Here is an 18,692-nt window from a genome sequence, read left to right as displayed (position 1 = left end):
AATCTTTACAACTGGTTTGCCTTCCGATAACCGAAGTCATCTTCCGACGTTTTGTTCATTTTCTTACGCTCAATGTTCAGTTTTCAAAGAACAATTCGTGATAACCAATCGCTTGTTTATCGTGTGCCCTCTTGAAGCGGCTTAAATAATATATCACAGCCCCATAACCAATTGCAACCTTTTTTATACTGGAAATTTCATACATCTTTTTTAGTTCAACCTGCTGTATTCCGGAATATATCGATACACTTTTCTAATACAATAATGTTCAATTACTATTGCTATCGCGATTTTATTCCATTACATTAAATCTAAGTAAACTCATAGACTTTGGAGGTGATCAAATATGCTCGAAGTCCCCATGCGTTATGTTAAAGCCAATCAGGTCGGCATTGTTTTAATTGTCATACTAGCTTTCCTATTGCAACAGCCTTGGTTATTAGCGGTTTTATTACTTATCCAATTAGTCGGTCTGCTAACGAATGGACGGTTCAATTTGTTCGTAGCCATCGCCAAGCTCATTCTGAATGGAAAGGGAACAGCAATGCAAGCTGTAGAGCTTCAACGTTTCAATAACATCCTAGCGATTTTATTTCTCATTTTGTCCCTTCTCTCTTTCGCAATAGGCTGGGAGATTATCGGTTACGCTTTCTCTGCGATGTTACTTCTCGCCGCGGGTGCCGCTTTGCTAGGTTACTGCATCGGATGCACGATTTACTTTTGGGTCAAGCAGATCCGCGTAGGAAGAAGATTTTAACCCCCCCCCTTCCTTACCATAGAAAAAGACTGCTCTCAAACGAAGTGAGTGCAGTCTTTTTTGCAGCTATGGAGATAATAATGCTGAAAATGCCTACAGAATCGGGGAGAAAATAGGCTTTGGCCAATGTTCTATTATAAGCCGCCGAGCAGCCTCAGTAATTCTTCCTGATCCTCAAGCACAGGAATACCCAAATCGCGAGCCTTAGTCAGCTTGCTGCCCGCGCTTTCTCCGGCGATAACAAGATCGGTTTTCTTAGATACGCTTCCAGATACTTTAGCACCAAGTGCCTCAAGCCTTTGCGAAGCCTCGTCACGAGTCATAACCGTCAACGTTCCCGTTAACACGACGGTTTTACCAAACAACGGATGGTTAGCATCGGCATCGGCTGCAGCAGATCGCGCGACTTCCGCTTTCACTCCTAATGCACGCATCCTTGCAATGCTCTCTTGTGTAAGCGGATCACGGAAATAGTTATAGATGCTCTCCGCAACTATACCGCCAACATCCGGCAGCCCTGTCAGCTCTTCGATCTCCGCCGTCATTATTCGATCCAAATCACCGAAGTGCTCAGCCAGCATCTTGGTCGTTGCTTTACCCGTATTGGGAATACCCAAGGCATTAAGGAAAGGCGCCAGCTCTCGGGACTTGGACTTCTCCAGCGCGACAAGTAAATTCGTTGCTTTCTTCTCGCCGAAACGCTGCAGCTTAACGAGATCCTCAAAGTCAAGACTATATAAATCCGCCGGCTCTCGTACATTCACTTCCTCGAAGAGCTGCTCCGCCGTTTTTCCGCTAAACGTTTCAATATCCATGCAGTCCCTGGAGGCGAAGTGGGTAATACGACCGATTATTTGCGGTTTGCAGCCTAGACGGTTGTTACAGAAAAGGTGGGCACCCCTAATGACTAACGGAGAACCGCAGCCCGGACAAATCGTCGGGACCTCAATCGTTCCACCCTCCTCTTCATCCGCTTTGCCCAGAATTTCAGGGATAACATCATTGGATCGACGGATGAATACACGAGTTCCCAGGGCATGGGACAAGTTCTTGCGTTCAATATCGCCAATGTTGTTAAGCGTACAATTCTGCACCGTTACACCCGCTAATTCTACGGCTTCCACGCGCGCTAACGGTGTAACCTTGCCCGTTCTCCCTAACTCCCAGGAAACGGATTCCAACACGGTTGTTGTTTCTTCCGCCTCGAACTTGTACGCGACTGCCCACCTTGGGAACTTATCCGTATAGCCTAAAGCCGCCCGCGTTCTCATGTCTGTCAGCTTGATGACGGCACCGTCTATAAGGTAGTCCAAATGTCCGCGCCGCTCAACGATTCCTTCTATTTCCTTAACTACTTCTTCTACCGAGGAAAAATAAGTCGTATAAGGATTTACCGGAAAACGGTTCTCCCGAAGAAAGCCCATCATGTCACGATGATTGTCAAATGAGACCCCTTCTGCAAATCCGACATTATAGAAGAAAGCATCGAGCTTACGTGAAGCCGTAATCCGAGGGTCGAGATTTCTCAGTGCTCCCGCCGCACCATTACGTGCATTTTTCAACGGCTCAATTGCCGTTTTATTATATTCCTCAAGTACGGACAGACGCATGAAGCCTTCACCCTGAACTTCGATCGTTCCATCTTCAAATCCAATTGCAAGCGGAACGGAACGGATCGTACGAGCCTGTGCTAGAATTCCTTCTCCAATTTCTCCGTTACCCCGAGTCGCGGACTGAACTAATTCACCATCATTGTAAGTTAAGTTGAGGGATAATCCGTCGAACTTCAGCTCCAAGACATATTCCGCCGGAGGAAGAGGATCTGCCGGATTCTTGGCATTATAATCGGCTATGAGGCGATTGGCCCTCGCAGCCCAAGCGGTGAGATCATCTATATTCTGCGCCTTATCCAAGCTCCATAACCGGGAGAGATGGCGGTGAGGCTCGAAGCCCTTCAGAATATCTCCTCCTACTCTCCGCGTCGGAGAATCCAACAGTATCGTTTCGCTTTCCCGCTCCAGCTGTGTCAGCTCATCATAGAGGACATCGTATTCCTTATCACTGATCGTCGGATTGTCTTCCGTATAATAACGATGACTGTGTCTGTTCAGCTCATCTACAAGCTCTCTCATTCGCACCTGCAAATCCATTTGCGGCATGCTTGATTAACCTCACTTTTCAACGGAAATATAGGTTGTTTTCCCTAGTCTATTTCAGTGCTCAAACGCTGTCAAACCGGAGCTTTCGCAGGCCAACGCTCTTTCCTTCTGTTTCATGTCCAATCCCTCTGTTTAATGATTGTTAGCCTAATATAATAGGAGGTGAGGGAGATGGACAAACAAAGATATTACGTCTCCGTCTCAGCGAATATGGTTGGTACAGAACCGTCCACGACGGACCAGCTTACTATTCTGGCGACGGAAGAGGAAAGAAACCATCTGCTCGGATTGCTCAATCAGGAACAAAAAATGATCGAGAGAACGTACTTGCGCGCACATATTCCTTACAAATCCGCAGACCATGACAAAGCGACGAATCGATTTAACGATAGCATGGTTGAAGTTTATCGGTACATTTACCAGATCGGCACGATTGAGACGAAGCGGCATATTGAGTACATGGATATTTTACAGGAATTGCGCACCCCCGATTATCATCATCAAGGCTACGGAGGTTCAGGTTTGGGCAGGAGCCGATAACACAGATTTCTGACAATTAGAAAACGAGCTCCAAGGAGCCCGTAAAAGACTGCCGATTTGATTACTCGGCGGTCTTTTCTATATTTTCTTAACCGGAGCGAATGCGGCCAGCAGTCTCTTAACACCTGTCGGCGCCGGAAACGCGATCTGCAGCTCTACATCGTTGCCCGTTCCTTTAACGGAGACGACCGTTCCGATCCCCCACTTCGCATGCTCAACCTTGTCGCCGGCGGCAACCGCCATGCCTTCTCCTGCAGGCTTCGCGGCAGATGCAGTTGTAGGACGAACGACTGAGCTGCCCGTTGGTGCACCTGCAGCACTGGCAACTGATGGACGCGCGCCGAATCCGCCGCCTCCGCCGAAAGAGCTTGCTCCGCCGCTGCCCGGCGCAGCGCTGCGGGCTCCAAAGCCTCCGCCGCCTAGGCGTGAGCTATACCCGCCGTAGGAACCGGGACGGCTCCCGCCGGCAGTTTCAACTGCTTCCTTCAGTTCTCTAGGTATTTCCTCCAAGAATCGAGACGGCGCATTTGTACTCGTCCGACCATAAAGCAATCTCATGCGCGCGCACGTAAGGTAAAGCTTCTTCTCCGCTCTCGTAATGCCTACATATGCGAGCCGCCGTTCTTCCTCCATCTCGGCATTATCCATGAAGGCTCGGCTGCTTGGAAACAAGCCCTCCTCCATACCGACGATAAAGACGATTGGAAACTCAAGGCCTTTAGCGCTGTGCATAGTCATTAGAGTAACGGCATCGCCGTCATCCTCTTCATCATTCATCGAATCGATGTCCGCAACCAGCGCCAGCTCCGTTAGAAATGAGATCAATGACTTGTCGTCATTGCGCTTCTCGAACTCTTGGGTAACGGATAGGAACTCCTCGATATTTTCAAGCCGCGATTTGGATTCCAACGTATTCTCACGCTGCAGCTCCAGCCTATATTCCGTCATTTCCAGCAGCTTCTCGGTTAATTCCGTTACTGACAAATATTCTACCATTGCCGTTAAGTTAGAAATTTGATCGCGAAATTGAGATAAGGCAACCTTCGCCCGATTCTGAATGTCTAAATGGTACAAGCTGTCTCCAAGCAGTCCGTCGCCTTCGTTTAGCAGCTTGAACATGGAGATACCCTTGCGAGACGCTTCCTCTTGCACCTTCGCCATCGTCGTATCCCCGAGGCCCCGCTTCGGAACGTTGATGATCCGGTTTAAGCTATTATCATCGTCTGGATTAGACACTAACCGCAAATAAGAGAGGATATCCTTAATTTCTTTGCGGTCGTAGAACTTGATGCCGCCGACAATCTGATAGGGAATTTCCGATTTGATGAGAATTTCCTCGACGACCCGGGATTGCGCATTCGTCCGATACAAGATGGCGTGATCACTATAGCGCTTAGCGTTCTCACGTTGCTTACGAATTTCCCCAGCGATAAAATAACCCTCTTCATGCTCGGAGTCGCCTTGGTATACCGTAATCTTGTCTCCGCCGTTCTGGTCAGTCCATAGATTTTTTGCTTTGCGGCCGAGATTATTCTTGATGACGGAGTTCGCCGCATCTAGAATCGTAGACGTTGAACGATAGTTCTGTTCTAGCAAAATACTAGTGGCCTCTGGATAATCCGCCTCGAAATTAAGAATATTCGTAATATCCGCCCCGCGCCAACGGTAAATCGACTGATCGCTATCACCGACAACGCAGATATTGTGGTGCTTCTCGGCCAGCATTTTGCACAATGTATATTGCGCTTTATTCGTATCTTGATATTCATCTACATGTACATATTTGAATTTGTTCTGATAGAATTCCAGTACTTCCGGAACTTCCTTGAACAATTGAATGGTCATCAATAGAAGATCGTCGAAATCCAAGGAATTGTTGCTCTTCAGCCTGCGCTGATATTGGGTGTACACTTTAGCGACGATGGATTCAAAATAATCGCCCTGCCGCTGCTCATACTGCTGGGGAGTCACCAATTCGTTCTTCGCCGCGCCAATGGCCGCTTGCACCGCTTTGGGCTCGATTTTCTTCGTGTCGATATTGTTGTCTTTCATGACGTTGCGGATAACGGATAACTGATCGGTAGAATCGAGAATACTATAATTAGAGCCGAATCCTATCCGCTCGATATCTTTGCGCAGAATACGCACGCACATCGAGTGAAAGGTGCTGACCCAGATATCTCGGCCCGATGGACCGACAAGCTTAGATACGCGTTCTTGCATTTCTCGTGCGGCTTTGTTCGTAAAAGTAATCGCCAGAATGCTCCAAGGGGCAGCCAGGCGTTTGGAAATCAGGTACGCGATTCGGTGCGTGAGCACCCTCGTCTTCCCGCTTCCCGCTCCCGCCATAATAAGCAACGGACCTTGGGTTGAAATTGCAGCTTCCTTCTGCTTCGGATTCAGTTTATTAATTGACGCATCGATATCTATCGATTGAGTATCAGCCGGTTCAAAAAACATGATCTTGCTCCTTTATCGAAGGATTAACCGCACTTACCGTAGCTAGCGCAGCGTCCAAATTCTCGTAAATAATATTGCCCACGACAACCGTATGCGCTGCATCCGCCGCTTCTTTTGCCCGCTCCGGGCTATCGATTCCACCGCCATAGAACAAATGCGCCTGCTTTAATCCATTTCCGATTTTTCGGACCAAAGACATATCGCCAAACATCCCGCTATACTCGATATAGAGCACGGGAACATTCCAGAGGCGATCCGCTACTTGACTGTATGCGACCGCTTCAATGTGGTCGATGGCGGAGTTGGCTTCGGTCACTCGCGCAACCGTCGAATCACCGTTAAGAACGAGGTAAGCTTCGCCTACAACCAGCTCCCATGGAATGAGGTGCCCAAAGTCACGCAAAGCCTCGATATGACGGCCGATTAGCCATTCCATACGATTCGTGTTCAGCACCATAGGAATGAAATAACCGTCGAACCCCGGCACTCCGCACGCTGGATCGGATAACTCCAAAGCACATGACACTTCATATCTGCGTACTCGTGACAGCAAGTCCACCGTATTGTCGAACGTCAATCCGCTTGAGCCGCCAACAAGTATGGCATCCGTTCCGGAGGTACACAAAGCGTCCAGCGTCTTGTCGTCGATCGGCCGTTCGGGATCTAGCTTAAATATATGTTTCCAACTGCTATAGAAAGAAGGGAGCATAGAGCCTCCATCAGATGAAGGAGGCGTAACGCCTCCATTCAGGGTTTTCTCCTAGTTTACAGGAAACCGCTCGTTCTTCCAAGGAGTAAAGCGGTGGAATGGAGAATATTTGTTCGCTTTTTGTGCTCCGATGGGGGTGGGGTGGGGGTGTGGAGATTCTTGTAGCTGTAGTTCTTACAGCTATCGATGTCCAGGGTGCGCCATTCGGGTGCTGTAGCTGTAGTTCTTACAGCTATCGATGTCCATGGGCGACATTCGGCGCTGTAGCTGTAGTTTTTACAGCTATTAATACCAAGGTGTGCCATTCGGGTGCTGTAGCTGTAGTTTTTACAGATAATACCTCTCGATCGGAAGCTATGTGCTACAGAAGATTATTTTTTCCTAAAACAAAGTCTGCCGACCCTTTTCAGTAACCTCATATGTATGAATTCGATGTACTCCATTTCCAACAGACTGAATTAGGGCTTTGTTATATAAGGACTTCAGCACAACAGCACTCGTTGACTTCCCGAGCTGTAAACAGTAGCAAGCATCATCCAATCGAATTGGACGGTTCAAGCGGAGAGCATAACGAAGAACTTCGCGTTCGTTAACCGTTAAATCAAATTGAGTTACTCCTCCTGAACTCCCAAGTCTGCCTAACAATGCATAAAGCGCTCGTCTGCAAACTTCAGGCCTCTTATCTAGATCGTCCCAACTATATGGGTAAAAGATATAACCGTTCTGGGCGAAGGTTCTTATCCGCATCTTCTCAAAATCGTATCGATCACGAGTAATCGTTTCTGCATGACTTACGAACCCTTCGCACTCAAAGATGATTCTGAATGCTTTATAGAAAAAATCCCCATAAATTCGAATCCCAGTCAAGCTGATCATCTCATATTCCATCTCTAAATCATCGAACGTACCAATAACCGGCCATAACACGTCTTTAAGTAACTTGATTTCTCCTGTCAAATTTTTTTGAAGCATCTCCAATCTTCTAGGGTTTGCTGAGCGTTTCTGCTCATTAAAATAAATTTCGAACTGTTTCTCGAACATCGGCGCTTTTCCTCCTTATGGTAAACGAAAAACGCCGCCTATCTCCAATTGGAGACAAGCGGCGTGTGCTTCACGCGTATTCGTTGATACTTCCACCTTAGCAAATAAGGAGAATTTTGTCGAGCTAGTATAGGATAACACTTGGGTTCCGCACCTGGGGTTCCGCACTTGGGTTCCGCACCTGGGGTTCCGCACGTATAAACTTCCAAATCAACGCCCTAGCTTTTGTTCTATGTATTGCCGAATTTCATCCTTCAGATCTGGACGCTCCAAGGCAAAGTCGATGATTGTCTTCAAATAACCAAGCTTCTCACCGGTGTCATAGCGTTTACCATGAAAATTATAAGCATAGACGGATTCATCCTTCATTAAGCGATAGATCGCGTCGGTTAGTTGGATTTCTCCTCCAGCTCCGATGTCTTGTGTTTCTAAGATATCAAAGATAGCCGGAGTCAATATATATCGGCCAATAATCGCTACATCAGAAGGAGCGCGCTCAGGTGACGGCTTCTCTACGACACCGCGTACTTTAAGTATACGATCACCATCGCCGCCGGTTGGATCCGGGTCAATGATTCCATAGCGAGAAACTTCGTCATGGGGTACATTTTTAACTGCAAGAACAGAGCCTTGAACTTGATCATATACATCCATCATCTGCTTTAGGCACGGAACCTCGGATTGAACGATATCATCGCCGAGCAGCACGGCAAAAGGCTCGTTGCCAATAAACTTACGCGCACACCAGATAGCGTGACCGAGTCCTCTTGGCTCCTTCTGACGAATATAGTGGATGTCAATCAAATCCGAAGGCTTCTGAACTTCAGATAGCAGATCGAGCTTCCCCTTCAAGAGCAAGCTCTGTTCAAGCTCATATGAGCTGTCGAAATGATCCTCAATGGCACGCTTGCCTTTACCCGTAACAATGAGTATATCTTCAATGCCGGATGCAACAGCTTCTTCGACAATATATTGAATACCAGGCTTGTCGATAATGGGTAACATTTCCTTAGGCATCGCTTTGGTTGCTGGAAGGAACCGCGTTCCCATTCCCGCTGCCGGTATAATGGCCTTTCGAATTCTCATGAACAGGCGTCCTCTCTAGATTTTCGGTACAAGCTCGCCTGCCCTCCGAATGAATTCTTTCGGCAAGACAGGCAAACGTCCGACACCAATGCATACGACACCCTGCGCATTTAGCGCAGCAGCGTCCAATGCATTTCTTCCATCCATAATTATAGGTCGATTCATCCATTTTTTAAAGTCATCGGCTGGAATATGTCGGAACTCCCTCCATTCAGTGGCGAGAATTGCTGCATCCGCATCCTTTAAAGCCTCTTCTGCAGAATCGCAAACGGTCACGGACGAGGGAAGCACTTTACGAGCGGCCGCACCCGCTTCTGGATCATAAGCAGTAAGGGTGATTCCTGGGTGACGGCGGGTCAACTCTGCAATCAGCCGTAAAGCAGGCGCCTCCCGAATATCATCGGTACCCGGTTTGAAGGAAAGCCCTAGGATCGCTACCTTGCGACGCCGGGGATCGGAAATAGCAGCCTCCAGCTTACGAACCATCCGCAGGGGTAACATCGCGTTCGCGCGAACGGCCGCCTCAACTAGGGTTTGAGGAGCACCCACTTCATCCGCCAATCGGACAAGAGCCCGAGTATCCTTCGGAAGACAAGAGCCGCCAAAGCCTAGACCTGCTGCGAGAAAGTGGGGGCCAATCCGCGGATCCAGGCCCAATGAATGAGCAACAGAAGGATAATCCGCTCCGGTCTGTTCAGCAAGTGCAGCAATTTCATTCGCAAACGATATTTTCACCGCAAGACATGCATTAGCGGCAAGCTTAGCAAGCTCAGCGCTGCGGCGATCGGTCGCTAATATCGGTCCGGGCAGCCTCTGATGCAGCTGAGTAAGTTTCTCTGCGACATCCGCAGACGAGGTCCCAATCACTATTCGCGAAGGCTCGAAGAAGTCACGAACTGAGCTTCCTTCTCTCATAAACTCGGGAATGGAGACGATATCCACCAAGCAATGCTCCGGCAGACGCCCTCTTAGCCTTGACTCAACCCGCTCTGACGTTCCAACAGGGACGGTGCTTTTAATCGCAACAATCCTTCTGACATCCGACTGCGGCCAGGCTTCTAAGCGATCAATCGCCGACCACAAGGCAGCTAAAGACATCTCCCCGGTATCTCCAGTGGGCGTTCCAACCGCAATAAAAACCAACTCCGCTTCAAGCAATACTTTTGCGGGATCATGCCCAAAGCTCAGACGCCCTGCGGCAGTATTACGCAAAACCAACGCTTCCAACCCCGGCTCGTAATAAGGAATGATTCCGCGGGATAGTTGGGCGATTTTACTTGTATCGATATCTACACATTGAACGGTATGCCCCAGATCAGCGAATCCCGCACCTGTTGCTAATCCAACGATCCCTGCTCCTATGACAGCCATCTTCATGGGTTTGTTTCCTCCTCTATATCGATCCATTCCGCCGGAGAACAACTGTGACTGCTACGGCTTTTGATTATCAGCACTGGAATCCTATGACGGACAAGTTCAGGTAAGTGTGTTTTTGTATTGTTCTGATTGTAGCACCAGTTTGAAATAGAAACTCCTTCTTTGTGTTAGAGGTATGTAAATTTTCGGAGACCGGGGAAGGCTATGCCCGAATGGTCCTTGATGCCTCCTAATAATGTTTATTCTGAAAATTAAAAAAAAGCCCGTCACCTTTGCTAACGGTGACAGGCTGATTTTCATAGTTATTTAACCAGCTGTCCGCGAGTAACGCCAAGCTGATTAATGGCCTTCAGCTTGCGCCACACTTCGGTTCCGCCGATACGTCCGTCGATGGCTGCGCGATATAGTGACAATACCTCATGCACCTTATCCGCAGTCTCCTCAAGAAACTCAACGCGGTAGGAGCGCACGCCTAGCTCCATAAAGGTGCTTAGATATTCAGCGCCTGATTGTTCAATCGCGTTGTAAACCGTATTTCGGCAGCCTTCGTCTACGCGAACGGGATGAGACATCCCGATTCGATCCTGCAACGAAGCCCGCTTCTCCTCGCAAGGCCGGCCGCAGTTCGTGTAATCCGTCCCTTCGCTCATGAAGGTGCAGTATACGCAATGTTCGGTATGGAACATAGGCATATGCTGATGGATGACGATTTCAAGCCTGGAGGTGTCCGCACGGCGAAGCATATCGACCATCTGTTGAATATTCAAATCGTAAGAAGGAGTAACCCAGTCACAGCCTGCTTCGCGGAAAAGGTTCACAGTCTTGTGATTCGCCACATTCAGAGAGAAATCACCGATAATAAGCGGGTGAGTTGCATCCGGCTTCTCCATCCGATCCTTCAAGTAATAGTACAGTGCGCCCGTATTACGGACAAGCACTGCATCAGGCTTTAGGTTCAATATATTCCGATGGTATCCGTTCTCTCCAGGCATATGAATACGCGGCGTGACGAGCGCAATACGTTTGCCCGCGGTACGGCACACTTCGATTGCATCCGGGAACTGCTTGATGAATTCAAAATCAGCGTAAATGAGCGAGACATCCGTCTCCACGACTGCTTTTACTTGCTCCAGCGTCCGGCAAAGCGCAGTCATCACTACATCGCTGGATTGCAACGGACTATCGCTAGCTGCAGAAAAGGAATCCTCATACTCATCGATATTATGCTTGAAATACTGAGGCGGCTGCTCCCGAAGGATTTCCAATTGTTCCGCTGCTTCCCTGCGCATCCGATTTAATTCGCGCATCGGAACAATAACGTCGCCTTTAAGTCCAACCTCTAGCTGATCTAGGTAATACAAGGTGCCGCCCAACCTTCCAAGCTGCTCTTGTAACACTTCTTGTCCCAGCGGTCGTTTCTCGGCACGCTCCAGCGGGATCTCTGATTCGATGGCGACGGTTGTGCCCATTCCCACATCCGTCCAAATCGTCCGCATTGGCATTCCTTCTTGTCCGAATACCGATACGGCAACAGGGAATGTCCGATAAGGCTTCTCCGTCTCGAAGCTGCTTCGCAATCTTCTATCCAATGCGGGATCGCTTGTTTTCCAAATCCGATCACCTTCATGCACCCGGTTCAAATTCACGTCGTTACGCCCCGGAACAATCTCAATCAGATCCCCTTCGGGCGCTTCGCCTTCCAGCTTGAGCCCCGAGCTGCGAACATCATAGACACGTCCGCCCTCTTCCTTCTGAGTCGGGTCCCCAGCATCGAATACAATGCCGTCGCCACGCTTCAAAGGAGCTTCCAATCTGCAAATGACAGCATCACGAATGATCTTCTCCACTTTACCCAGGTATACGCCGCGGCTCTTAGGAAAGGTGCCCTCAACTAATTGCTTGTTGTTGGTACCATCTAGAAACCCATGCGTAAAACCGCGGGAGAAGCTTTGCTGAAGCTCACGCACTTCTTCTTTCGACGGCTCCGATTCGTCTCCGCTGAAATACTTATCGATTTCCTTGCCATATTTGCTTACAACGTTCGCAACATATTCAGGGCTTTTCAATCGCCCTTCTATCTTAAAGGAAGTGACTCCCGCTTCAATAAGCTCAGGTACGATATCGATGGCAGCCAAGTCCTTAGGCGATAATAAATAAGCGATATCCCCCATCGGCTGCTGGACTCCATCTACCATCAGATCGTAAGGCAAACGACAAGCCTGAGCGCACTCGCCGCGGTTGGCCGATCGACCTCCCCACATTTCAGAGGTTAGACATTGCCCGGAATAAGATACGCACAGCGCCCCATGCACAAACACTTCCATAGGCAGCTTAGCCTGTTCCCCGATTTTCTGAATTTGCTTCAGATTATTTTCGCGACCGAGTACGACCCTCTCTAATGCATAAGGTTTAATGAATTCAACCGCCTCTGGCGAGGTGATCGTCATCTGGGTCGAACCATGGATCGGGAAGTCGGGAGAAATCTCCCTGATCATCTTCACCAAACCCAAGTCCTGTACGATAACCGCATCTACTCCAGCATCTATACAGGCTTCAACAAGCTTGCGCGCTTCCGGCAGCTCGTCCTCGAACACGAGAATGTTAAAGGTCAGAAAACCCTTAACCCCGTATTTATGCAGATAAGCCATGATCTCGGGAAGCTCGTTCGATTGAAAGTTGTGCGCGCGTGCCCGGGCATTAAACTTCTCCACGCCGAAGAAAACGGCATTAGCCCCGTTCGCTACCGCAGCACGCATACATTCCCAATCGCCAGCCGGTGCTAACAATTCAATATCTTCACGCCTTAGGGCGGATTTATCTAACATTTATACTTAAACCTCCAAACCGCATTAACATGCGGCATTCATCTGTCATTAGTATACCAAAGTCCGCGCAAAGGGGCCAAGAAAAACGGCTTCCGAGCCATCGGGATACGGATACATGAAAAAACTGCCCGATAAGAGGGTTGTTCCCCCCCTTGTTCGGACAGTCATTTGAAAGCGGAATTTAATTCGTAAGTTGGAATGAGTTCAATGCATCCTCTAACTGCTTGCGGTTCAAATCAGATGCGTAAGCGTCGTATAATTCTCCTTCAATAATGTAGACATTACCTTTGTTTTCAAGAATATAAATCGTCAAGTGAAACTGATCTGGTGCTTCTTTTGTAGTCGATATCAAATACTTAGCGGCACTCACGCCTGCATATGTCACCGTTGACTTAGAATCTAGTTTTATTTCGGCAAAATCTAAATTCAAGAAGCCCTCTAACATATCCTGAACTTCAGATAAGCTGCTATCCTCTTCGATTGACACCGTTAAATCTATACCAAAGCCGCTAAAATCTATTTCTTCGCTCTCCATATCCGTGACGCCTTTAGTCCAATATTTGGGCAATGTTATGCTGTAACCATATGTTTTATTTGTTTTGGTCACCATTGTAGTGATATCAATGTCATTAGGGTCCGGAAGTTCACCGAATGATTTCTCCACATGAGCAAAGTCTACCTTCATCCCATTCAAAAGTTGATCCACTACTTCGCCTGTATTGTCTTTATTCTTCTCTTTGAAGGTGTAGTCAATATAATACTTATGTTCTCCATTGAATACATATACTTCGTATTCATTCATCCATGTTATCGTATCATTGGAATAAGATGATTTGACCAATTTCGCCGGTATTCCATTCCAGGTTATAGAACTGACCTCTGGTGTCTTACGGTAGGTTTCCGCTAGTAAATCCTTATATAGCTGCAACCTGCGATCTACCCAATTATCCAAAGTATCACCAGCATTAATAGAACTTACCTCAAGCAACAAATAGGAATCATCCGGACCGTAAAAATAAGGATTTGATTTTCCTTTATCCGCTCTCCAATCCTTTGGCAACTGTAGCTTAAGCCCATAATCGGAGTTTTCGAACGCTATTTTCCCATCTTTAATCCGCGCTAAATCCTTGAGTGATTTATTCGTAGAACTAAATGAAGGCTTAAAGCTGTCGAGCAGCCCGCTATTGGCATCCAGTTCCGAGGCGGACTTTGCCTTTTTACCGAATACCAGAATGTAGAAATTTCCATTTGCTTGGATAGCACGGTATTCATAAAAAAATCCACTTTTACTCTTTGTGATCATTCGCTCAAAGGTTCCCGTTGAACGCTTACTGGTCTTCATGTCTACCATCGTCTCATCATAATCTGAGTATTCAATTAGCAAATCGCGTTTGTCGCCCGTATCCAGCGGATCCGCAGCCTCTTCTACAGAGACTGCCAAATAGTAATCTCCCTTGACATCGCTAAAAGAGATCCACTCACCGAGGTCCGTCTGATAATCTTGGACAAGTCCGGTTGGATAGTTCATCGACCACTTGAAATAGCTGTCGCCGATTTGAGATTTGCCGGAATCCGGGTCTATGCCTGAAGCAACATCGCCGGATGCAGCAACCGTTCCCTTAATGATAAGTTCTTTTGTTTTAGCATCGCTGGATAATTTGGCGCCAAAGGTTTTCACAATGATCTTCAGCGGCACCATGGTTACACCTTGTTTGTCTACGGGAGCTGCGGTCAATGTTGCTTTCTTACCATTGATTGTGGCGGCCTTGCTCCCCTTTGTCAGTACAATCACATGTTTCTGGTAGGTTAATGTAATGATTTTATTATTTTTCAGCTGCAGCTTCGCCCCGAAGCCTTTAGTGTTCGTTAATACGCTTAGCGGGACCATGGTAGTTCCAGCTGTTTGGTACGGAGGCTGGATTTTGACTGCAGCTCCATTCATTTTCATCTGGTTACTGCCGACCTTCACCCGAATCTCGAAGGTTTTAGCGGCTTCCTCCGCGGCTGAAACAGGTGACGCGCATAAGATGAACAATAGGGCGGCTAGCCATAACGGCATCCAATTTTTTGAACGATTAATTACATGCATGAATGAGTGCTCCCCTCGGTGTTCCCATAATAACTTCCCTTTATTAATTCGCTGAGCTTTCGGATAACACTAGCTTTCGGTTTACTAGATCTCCGTCGGATAATAGTGTTACGTTGACGGTTTGACCCGGCAAAAAAGCCTTAAGCAACTCATTCAGAGCCACCATCGATGAGACCTGCGTCCCATTAACGGAATAGAGCTGATCCAAAGCGGCAATACCCGCTTTCTCAGCGTTGCTGGAGGATACGGCAAGGACCATCATCGGCTCTTCAGTAGGAAGGCCTACGACCGCCGACCAGCTTTCTTCCAGCTCCAAGCCCAAGGATGGACGCTTCACCTTCCCGTATTTATAGAAGTGATTCAGAACATATTGGACGGTATCCGCTGGTATAGCGAAACCCATACTATCAATATCTACATCGACAAACTTCATAGAGTTGATGCCAATGACTTCTCCATTGAGATTGACGAGGGGACCGCCACTATTACCAGGGTTAATGGCTGCATCTGTCTGCAGCAAATTGTAATCGGAAGAGACGGAACGGTTCATCCCGCTAATGACCCCAACTGTCGCAGTATTACGAAGGGAAAATGAAACAGGGGTTCCGATGGCGATGACGGTTTCGCCTACTTGCACTTGGAGCGATGAAGCAGCGAATACGGCAGGCTTCAGCTTACTTGCGTTTATTTTGACTAAAGCCAAATCACTCGTCACATCGACGTGTTTGCTCGTACCCTCATATTCCTTTCCGTCTGCCGTAACCACTACGATTCGGTTCATGTCCTTGACGACATGAGCATTGGTAACGATCCAGCCATCACTCTTCACCACAACTCCCGTACCGTGAGCTAATGCGAATCGATTTCCCGGGTCCCCGTCTTTCGGTTTACCAATGATCGCCACTACCGAAGGAGAGACGCGTTTAATGACATCGGGTACAGAATGGGGTGAGTAGTTATACTTCTTGGCAGCAGCGTCATAAGATCCGGAGCCCCCGAGCTGTGCGACGAGAGAGGAGGCCTTCACATACACCACTCCGTTAACGACCTTGGCGTCCATAGGCACCTTTGTCCCGGACGGCGCAGCAGCCCCCGCATTTCCTGCAGCCGTCATCACCAGTACTAGCAGCGTGACTAGGATTGTTTTACGGTAGTATTTACTTTTCAAGCTGCTTCCCCCTTAGTAATTACGCTTGCTCCAAAAAAATAAAAAAACCGTAACGCCAAAGCGTTCGGCTGCGCAACGTTTTAGGATGCGGCTGTAGCTACTTCGGCAGTCTGGCGATCCAACGTGGGACCCATGACTTTGCGCCCCCATCTCACAATGGGTTTGCCATTTTCGGTTGTTTGATCAGAACAAATAAGAAATATTTGGATGTAATATGTCTGATTATAGCAAATTATGCTAAATAAAAACATATTATTTGAGAATGCTTTAAACCAAAAATAGCGGGTTGGAGAATTCCATCTCCAACCCGCTATTAGAAACGTTATTTAACTTTTTACCAACCGCTGACCATCTTGGCATCTGCAATCAAAAACACGAGAAGCGATACCGCTGCAAATCCGATCGCGAACATATTTTTGCGAGGCCGCTGCAATAAAAGGCGTACTAGTCCAACTGCAATAAGGACCGTGAATAACACCATAAAAATATCGAACGGCGTGAAGGTGCTTGCGTCCGCAGCTATCTCCGCTAGAAACATAAGGAAGTCCTCCTTTATCAGTCATACGAAACCCATCTTTATCTATGTTATCTTCTGGGCGCCCTTGTTGCAAGTCCGAAGTTATGACGTAACAACTTTGTCACACATTATGGCGGTCTGCCCTAAGGAAGAATTAAATTTAGCATCAGTAATTATTATGGACGTTAACCATACTTCTGCATTGTCCCATTAGATAAAATATGATACGATTTAGTTATATATCATACCAATTTAATCGGAATTATTTGTAATTTCGGTGAGGGGAGTCGCAGTAAATGTCTTATGAAGCAGTATGGATGGACCGCGATCCATCCAAGTTGAATAAATTCGAATTTTACAAGATGGAAAAAGACGGGCTCGACATAATCCGTGACATCGTAGAGAAATACTCCAAAGAAGGCTTTGCATCGATTCCGCAGGAAGACTTCAACCTATTTAAATGGGCGGGCGTTTACCAGCAGAAGCCGAACAACGGCCACTTCATGATGAGGGTCCGTATTCCAGGCGGTATCCTTACAAGCGTACAAGCTAGAGAGCTTGCGGCAATCGGACGCGATTATGGCCGTGATCTAATAGACGTAACTACTCGCCAAGCCATTCAGTACCACTGGCTTGAGATTGAACATATGCCGGATATCTTCAATCGCTTAGAAGCCGTCGGCATGTCCGCTTTCGAAGCTTGCGGAGACTGCCCGCGTACAATTGTTGGTAATCCGCTTGCGGGTATCGACCCTAACGAGTTATTCGATACAACTCCTTGGTTAAACCAGCTTGAAGAATTTTTCTTAGGAAACCGGGATTTCTCTAACCTCCCTCGGAAATATAAAATGTCCATTTCCACCAATATCTATAACAGCGCTCATGCTGAAATTCAGTGTCTGGCATTCACACCTGCTTCCAAGGTGATCGATGGAGTCGAAGTGTTAGGGTTCCATGTTATGGTCGGCGGCGGTTTGTCCGCTAAGCCGCACTTGGCTCGCCAATTGGATATGTTCGTTAAACCTGAGGATATGCTTAAAGTTGCGATCGGGGTGACAACCTTGTTCCGTGACCACGGTTACCGCGAAAAACGCCATTATGCACGCTTGAAATATCTCGTAGCGGAATGGGGTATCGAGAAGTTCCAAGAAATGCTTGTGGAGCTTATCGGACCAATGCCATCCCTAGGAGATGACCGCACTGTTGGTTGGAATGCCGCATACTTCGATGGCGTGCACCCACAGAATACACCGGGTCTTAATTATGTAGGACTGAATGTACCTGTAGGTCGGACGAACAGCGCTGAGTTCGATCAATTGGCAGATTTGGCTGACAAATACGGTGATGGCTCCATTCGTACTACGGTTTCACAAAACCTGATGCTAAGCGGTGTTTCAGACGATAAAATCGAAGCCTTGCTGCAAGAGCCTGTGCTTCAACGTTTGACGCCTAATCCGAATCTGTTCATGAGCCGTACGGTATCTTGCACAGGTAACGAGTTCTGTAACCTCGCTATCGTCGAAACCAAAGAATACGCACGCAGAGTGGCCGCTTATTTGGATGAGCATGTTAAACTCGACGAGCCTGTACGCATTCACTTCATCGGCTGCCCTAACAGCTGTGGCCAAAAGCATATCGCCGATATTGGGTTGCAAGGTTCACTGATCAAAACTCCGGATGGTATGGTCGACGCATACGACATCGCGGTTGGCGGTACTCTCGGACCCGGCGCAAAGTTCAACACTGCGCTTAAAGGCCGCGTGAGAGGCGACAACGTCAACAACGTGCTTGAGCAAATTATCAATTTCTATAAGGATACTCGACTGGTTGGGGAATCCTTCCACCAGTTCGTTGAGCGCGTTGGCATTGAAAGCATGCAGGCAAAGCTGACAGAGATTCTTGCAGTAGCTGCCTAATCCTATTGTTAAGCGAAGGCTTCTCGAACTCTGGGAAGCCTTTTTTTC

Annotated in this window: 13 protein-coding genes and 1 riboswitch; of the genes, 3 read left to right on the top strand and 10 right to left on the bottom strand. The window is 47.7% G+C overall.

Annotated elements, in window-relative coordinates:
• Window positions 1-346 precede the first annotated feature (346 nt).
• Complete coding sequence (locus ACESLK_RS17165) at window positions 347-757, top strand: DUF4395 family protein (protein WP_373230867.1); 411 nt, start codon at window positions 347-349, stop codon at window positions 755-757.
• Between the two features lie 134 nt (window positions 758-891).
• Here the strand turns inward: ACESLK_RS17165 and ligA are convergent, their stop codons facing one another.
• Entirely contained in the window at window positions 892-2,907 is a 2,016-nt protein-coding gene (gene ligA, locus ACESLK_RS17160) for an NAD-dependent DNA ligase LigA (protein WP_373230874.1), read from the bottom strand.
• Window positions 2,908-3,087: 180 nt separating this feature from the next.
• On the opposite strand from ligA, the gene ACESLK_RS17155 reads away from it, so the two are divergent.
• Complete coding sequence (locus ACESLK_RS17155) at window positions 3,088-3,456, top strand: hypothetical protein (protein WP_373230865.1); 369 nt, start codon at window positions 3,088-3,090, stop codon at window positions 3,454-3,456.
• Between the two features lie 78 nt (window positions 3,457-3,534).
• Here ACESLK_RS17155 and pcrA read toward each other — a convergent pair whose 3' ends face one another.
• The 9 genes from pcrA to ACESLK_RS17110 all read right to left on the bottom strand — a co-directional run bounded on the left by pcrA (window position 3,535) and on the right by ACESLK_RS17110 (window position 16,749).
• Window positions 3,535-5,916, bottom strand: coding sequence for a DNA helicase PcrA (gene pcrA, locus ACESLK_RS17150; RefSeq protein WP_373230863.1), 2,382 nt, complete (start codon window positions 5,914-5,916; stop codon window positions 3,535-3,537).
• Window positions 5,906-6,625 (bottom strand): heptaprenylglyceryl phosphate synthase, encoded by a 720-nt coding sequence (gene pcrB, locus ACESLK_RS17145; RefSeq protein WP_373230862.1) that lies wholly within the window; start codon window positions 6,623-6,625, stop codon window positions 5,906-5,908. Before pcrB ends, pcrA begins: the two co-directional genes overlap by 11 nt.
• A 381-nt stretch (window positions 6,626-7,006) precedes the next feature.
• Complete coding sequence (locus tag ACESLK_RS17140) at window positions 7,007-7,666, bottom strand: hypothetical protein (protein ID WP_373230860.1); 660 nt, start codon at window positions 7,664-7,666, stop codon at window positions 7,007-7,009.
• Window positions 7,667-7,876: 210 nt separating this feature from the next.
• Window positions 7,877-8,752: a UTP--glucose-1-phosphate uridylyltransferase GalU gene (gene galU / locus ACESLK_RS17135; RefSeq protein ID WP_373230858.1), complete on the bottom strand. Its 876-nt coding sequence runs from the start codon at window positions 8,750-8,752 to the stop codon at window positions 7,877-7,879.
• 15 nt (window positions 8,753-8,767) lie between these two features.
• A complete protein-coding gene (locus ACESLK_RS17130) occupies window positions 8,768-10,129 on the bottom strand; it encodes a UDP-glucose dehydrogenase family protein (RefSeq protein ID WP_373230856.1) in 1,362 nt (453 codons plus the stop codon).
• Window positions 10,130-10,431: 302 nt separating this feature from the next.
• Window positions 10,432-12,954: a U32 family peptidase gene (locus tag ACESLK_RS17125; protein ID WP_373230854.1), complete on the bottom strand. Its 2,523-nt coding sequence runs from the start codon at window positions 12,952-12,954 to the stop codon at window positions 10,432-10,434.
• Between the two features lie 181 nt (window positions 12,955-13,135).
• Window positions 13,136-15,043 carry a stalk domain-containing protein gene (locus ACESLK_RS17120; RefSeq protein WP_373230852.1) on the bottom strand — a complete coding sequence of 636 codons (1,908 nt, stop codon included), beginning with the start codon at window positions 15,041-15,043 and terminating at the stop codon, window positions 13,136-13,138.
• A gap of 43 nt (window positions 15,044-15,086) precedes the next feature.
• Entirely contained in the window at window positions 15,087-16,211 is a 1,125-nt protein-coding gene (locus ACESLK_RS17115; RefSeq protein ID WP_373230850.1) for a S1C family serine protease, read from the bottom strand.
• A 101-nt stretch (window positions 16,212-16,312) separates the two neighbouring features.
• A riboswitch (cyclic di-GMP riboswitch) is annotated at window positions 16,313-16,388 on the bottom strand.
• Between the two features lie 157 nt (window positions 16,389-16,545).
• On the bottom strand, window positions 16,546-16,749 hold the full coding sequence (locus ACESLK_RS17110; RefSeq protein ID WP_373230848.1) for a hypothetical protein: 204 nt from the start codon (window positions 16,747-16,749) through the stop codon (window positions 16,546-16,548).
• Window positions 16,750-17,024: 275 nt separating this feature from the next.
• Here ACESLK_RS17110 and ACESLK_RS17105 point away from each other — a divergent pair, with 275 nt between their 5' ends.
• Window positions 17,025-18,644, top strand: coding sequence for a nitrite/sulfite reductase (locus ACESLK_RS17105; RefSeq protein ID WP_373230846.1), 1,620 nt, complete (start codon window positions 17,025-17,027; stop codon window positions 18,642-18,644).
• The last annotated feature ends 48 nt before the right edge of the window (window positions 18,645-18,692 follow it).

Origin of the sequence: Cohnella sp., from assembly GCF_041640265.1 — a bacterium.
Lineage (GTDB): Bacteria > Bacillota > Bacilli > Paenibacillales > Paenibacillaceae > Cohnella.
Note: the sequence above shows the minus strand (reverse complement) of the source record. Positions and strands in the feature narration are given on the sequence as shown.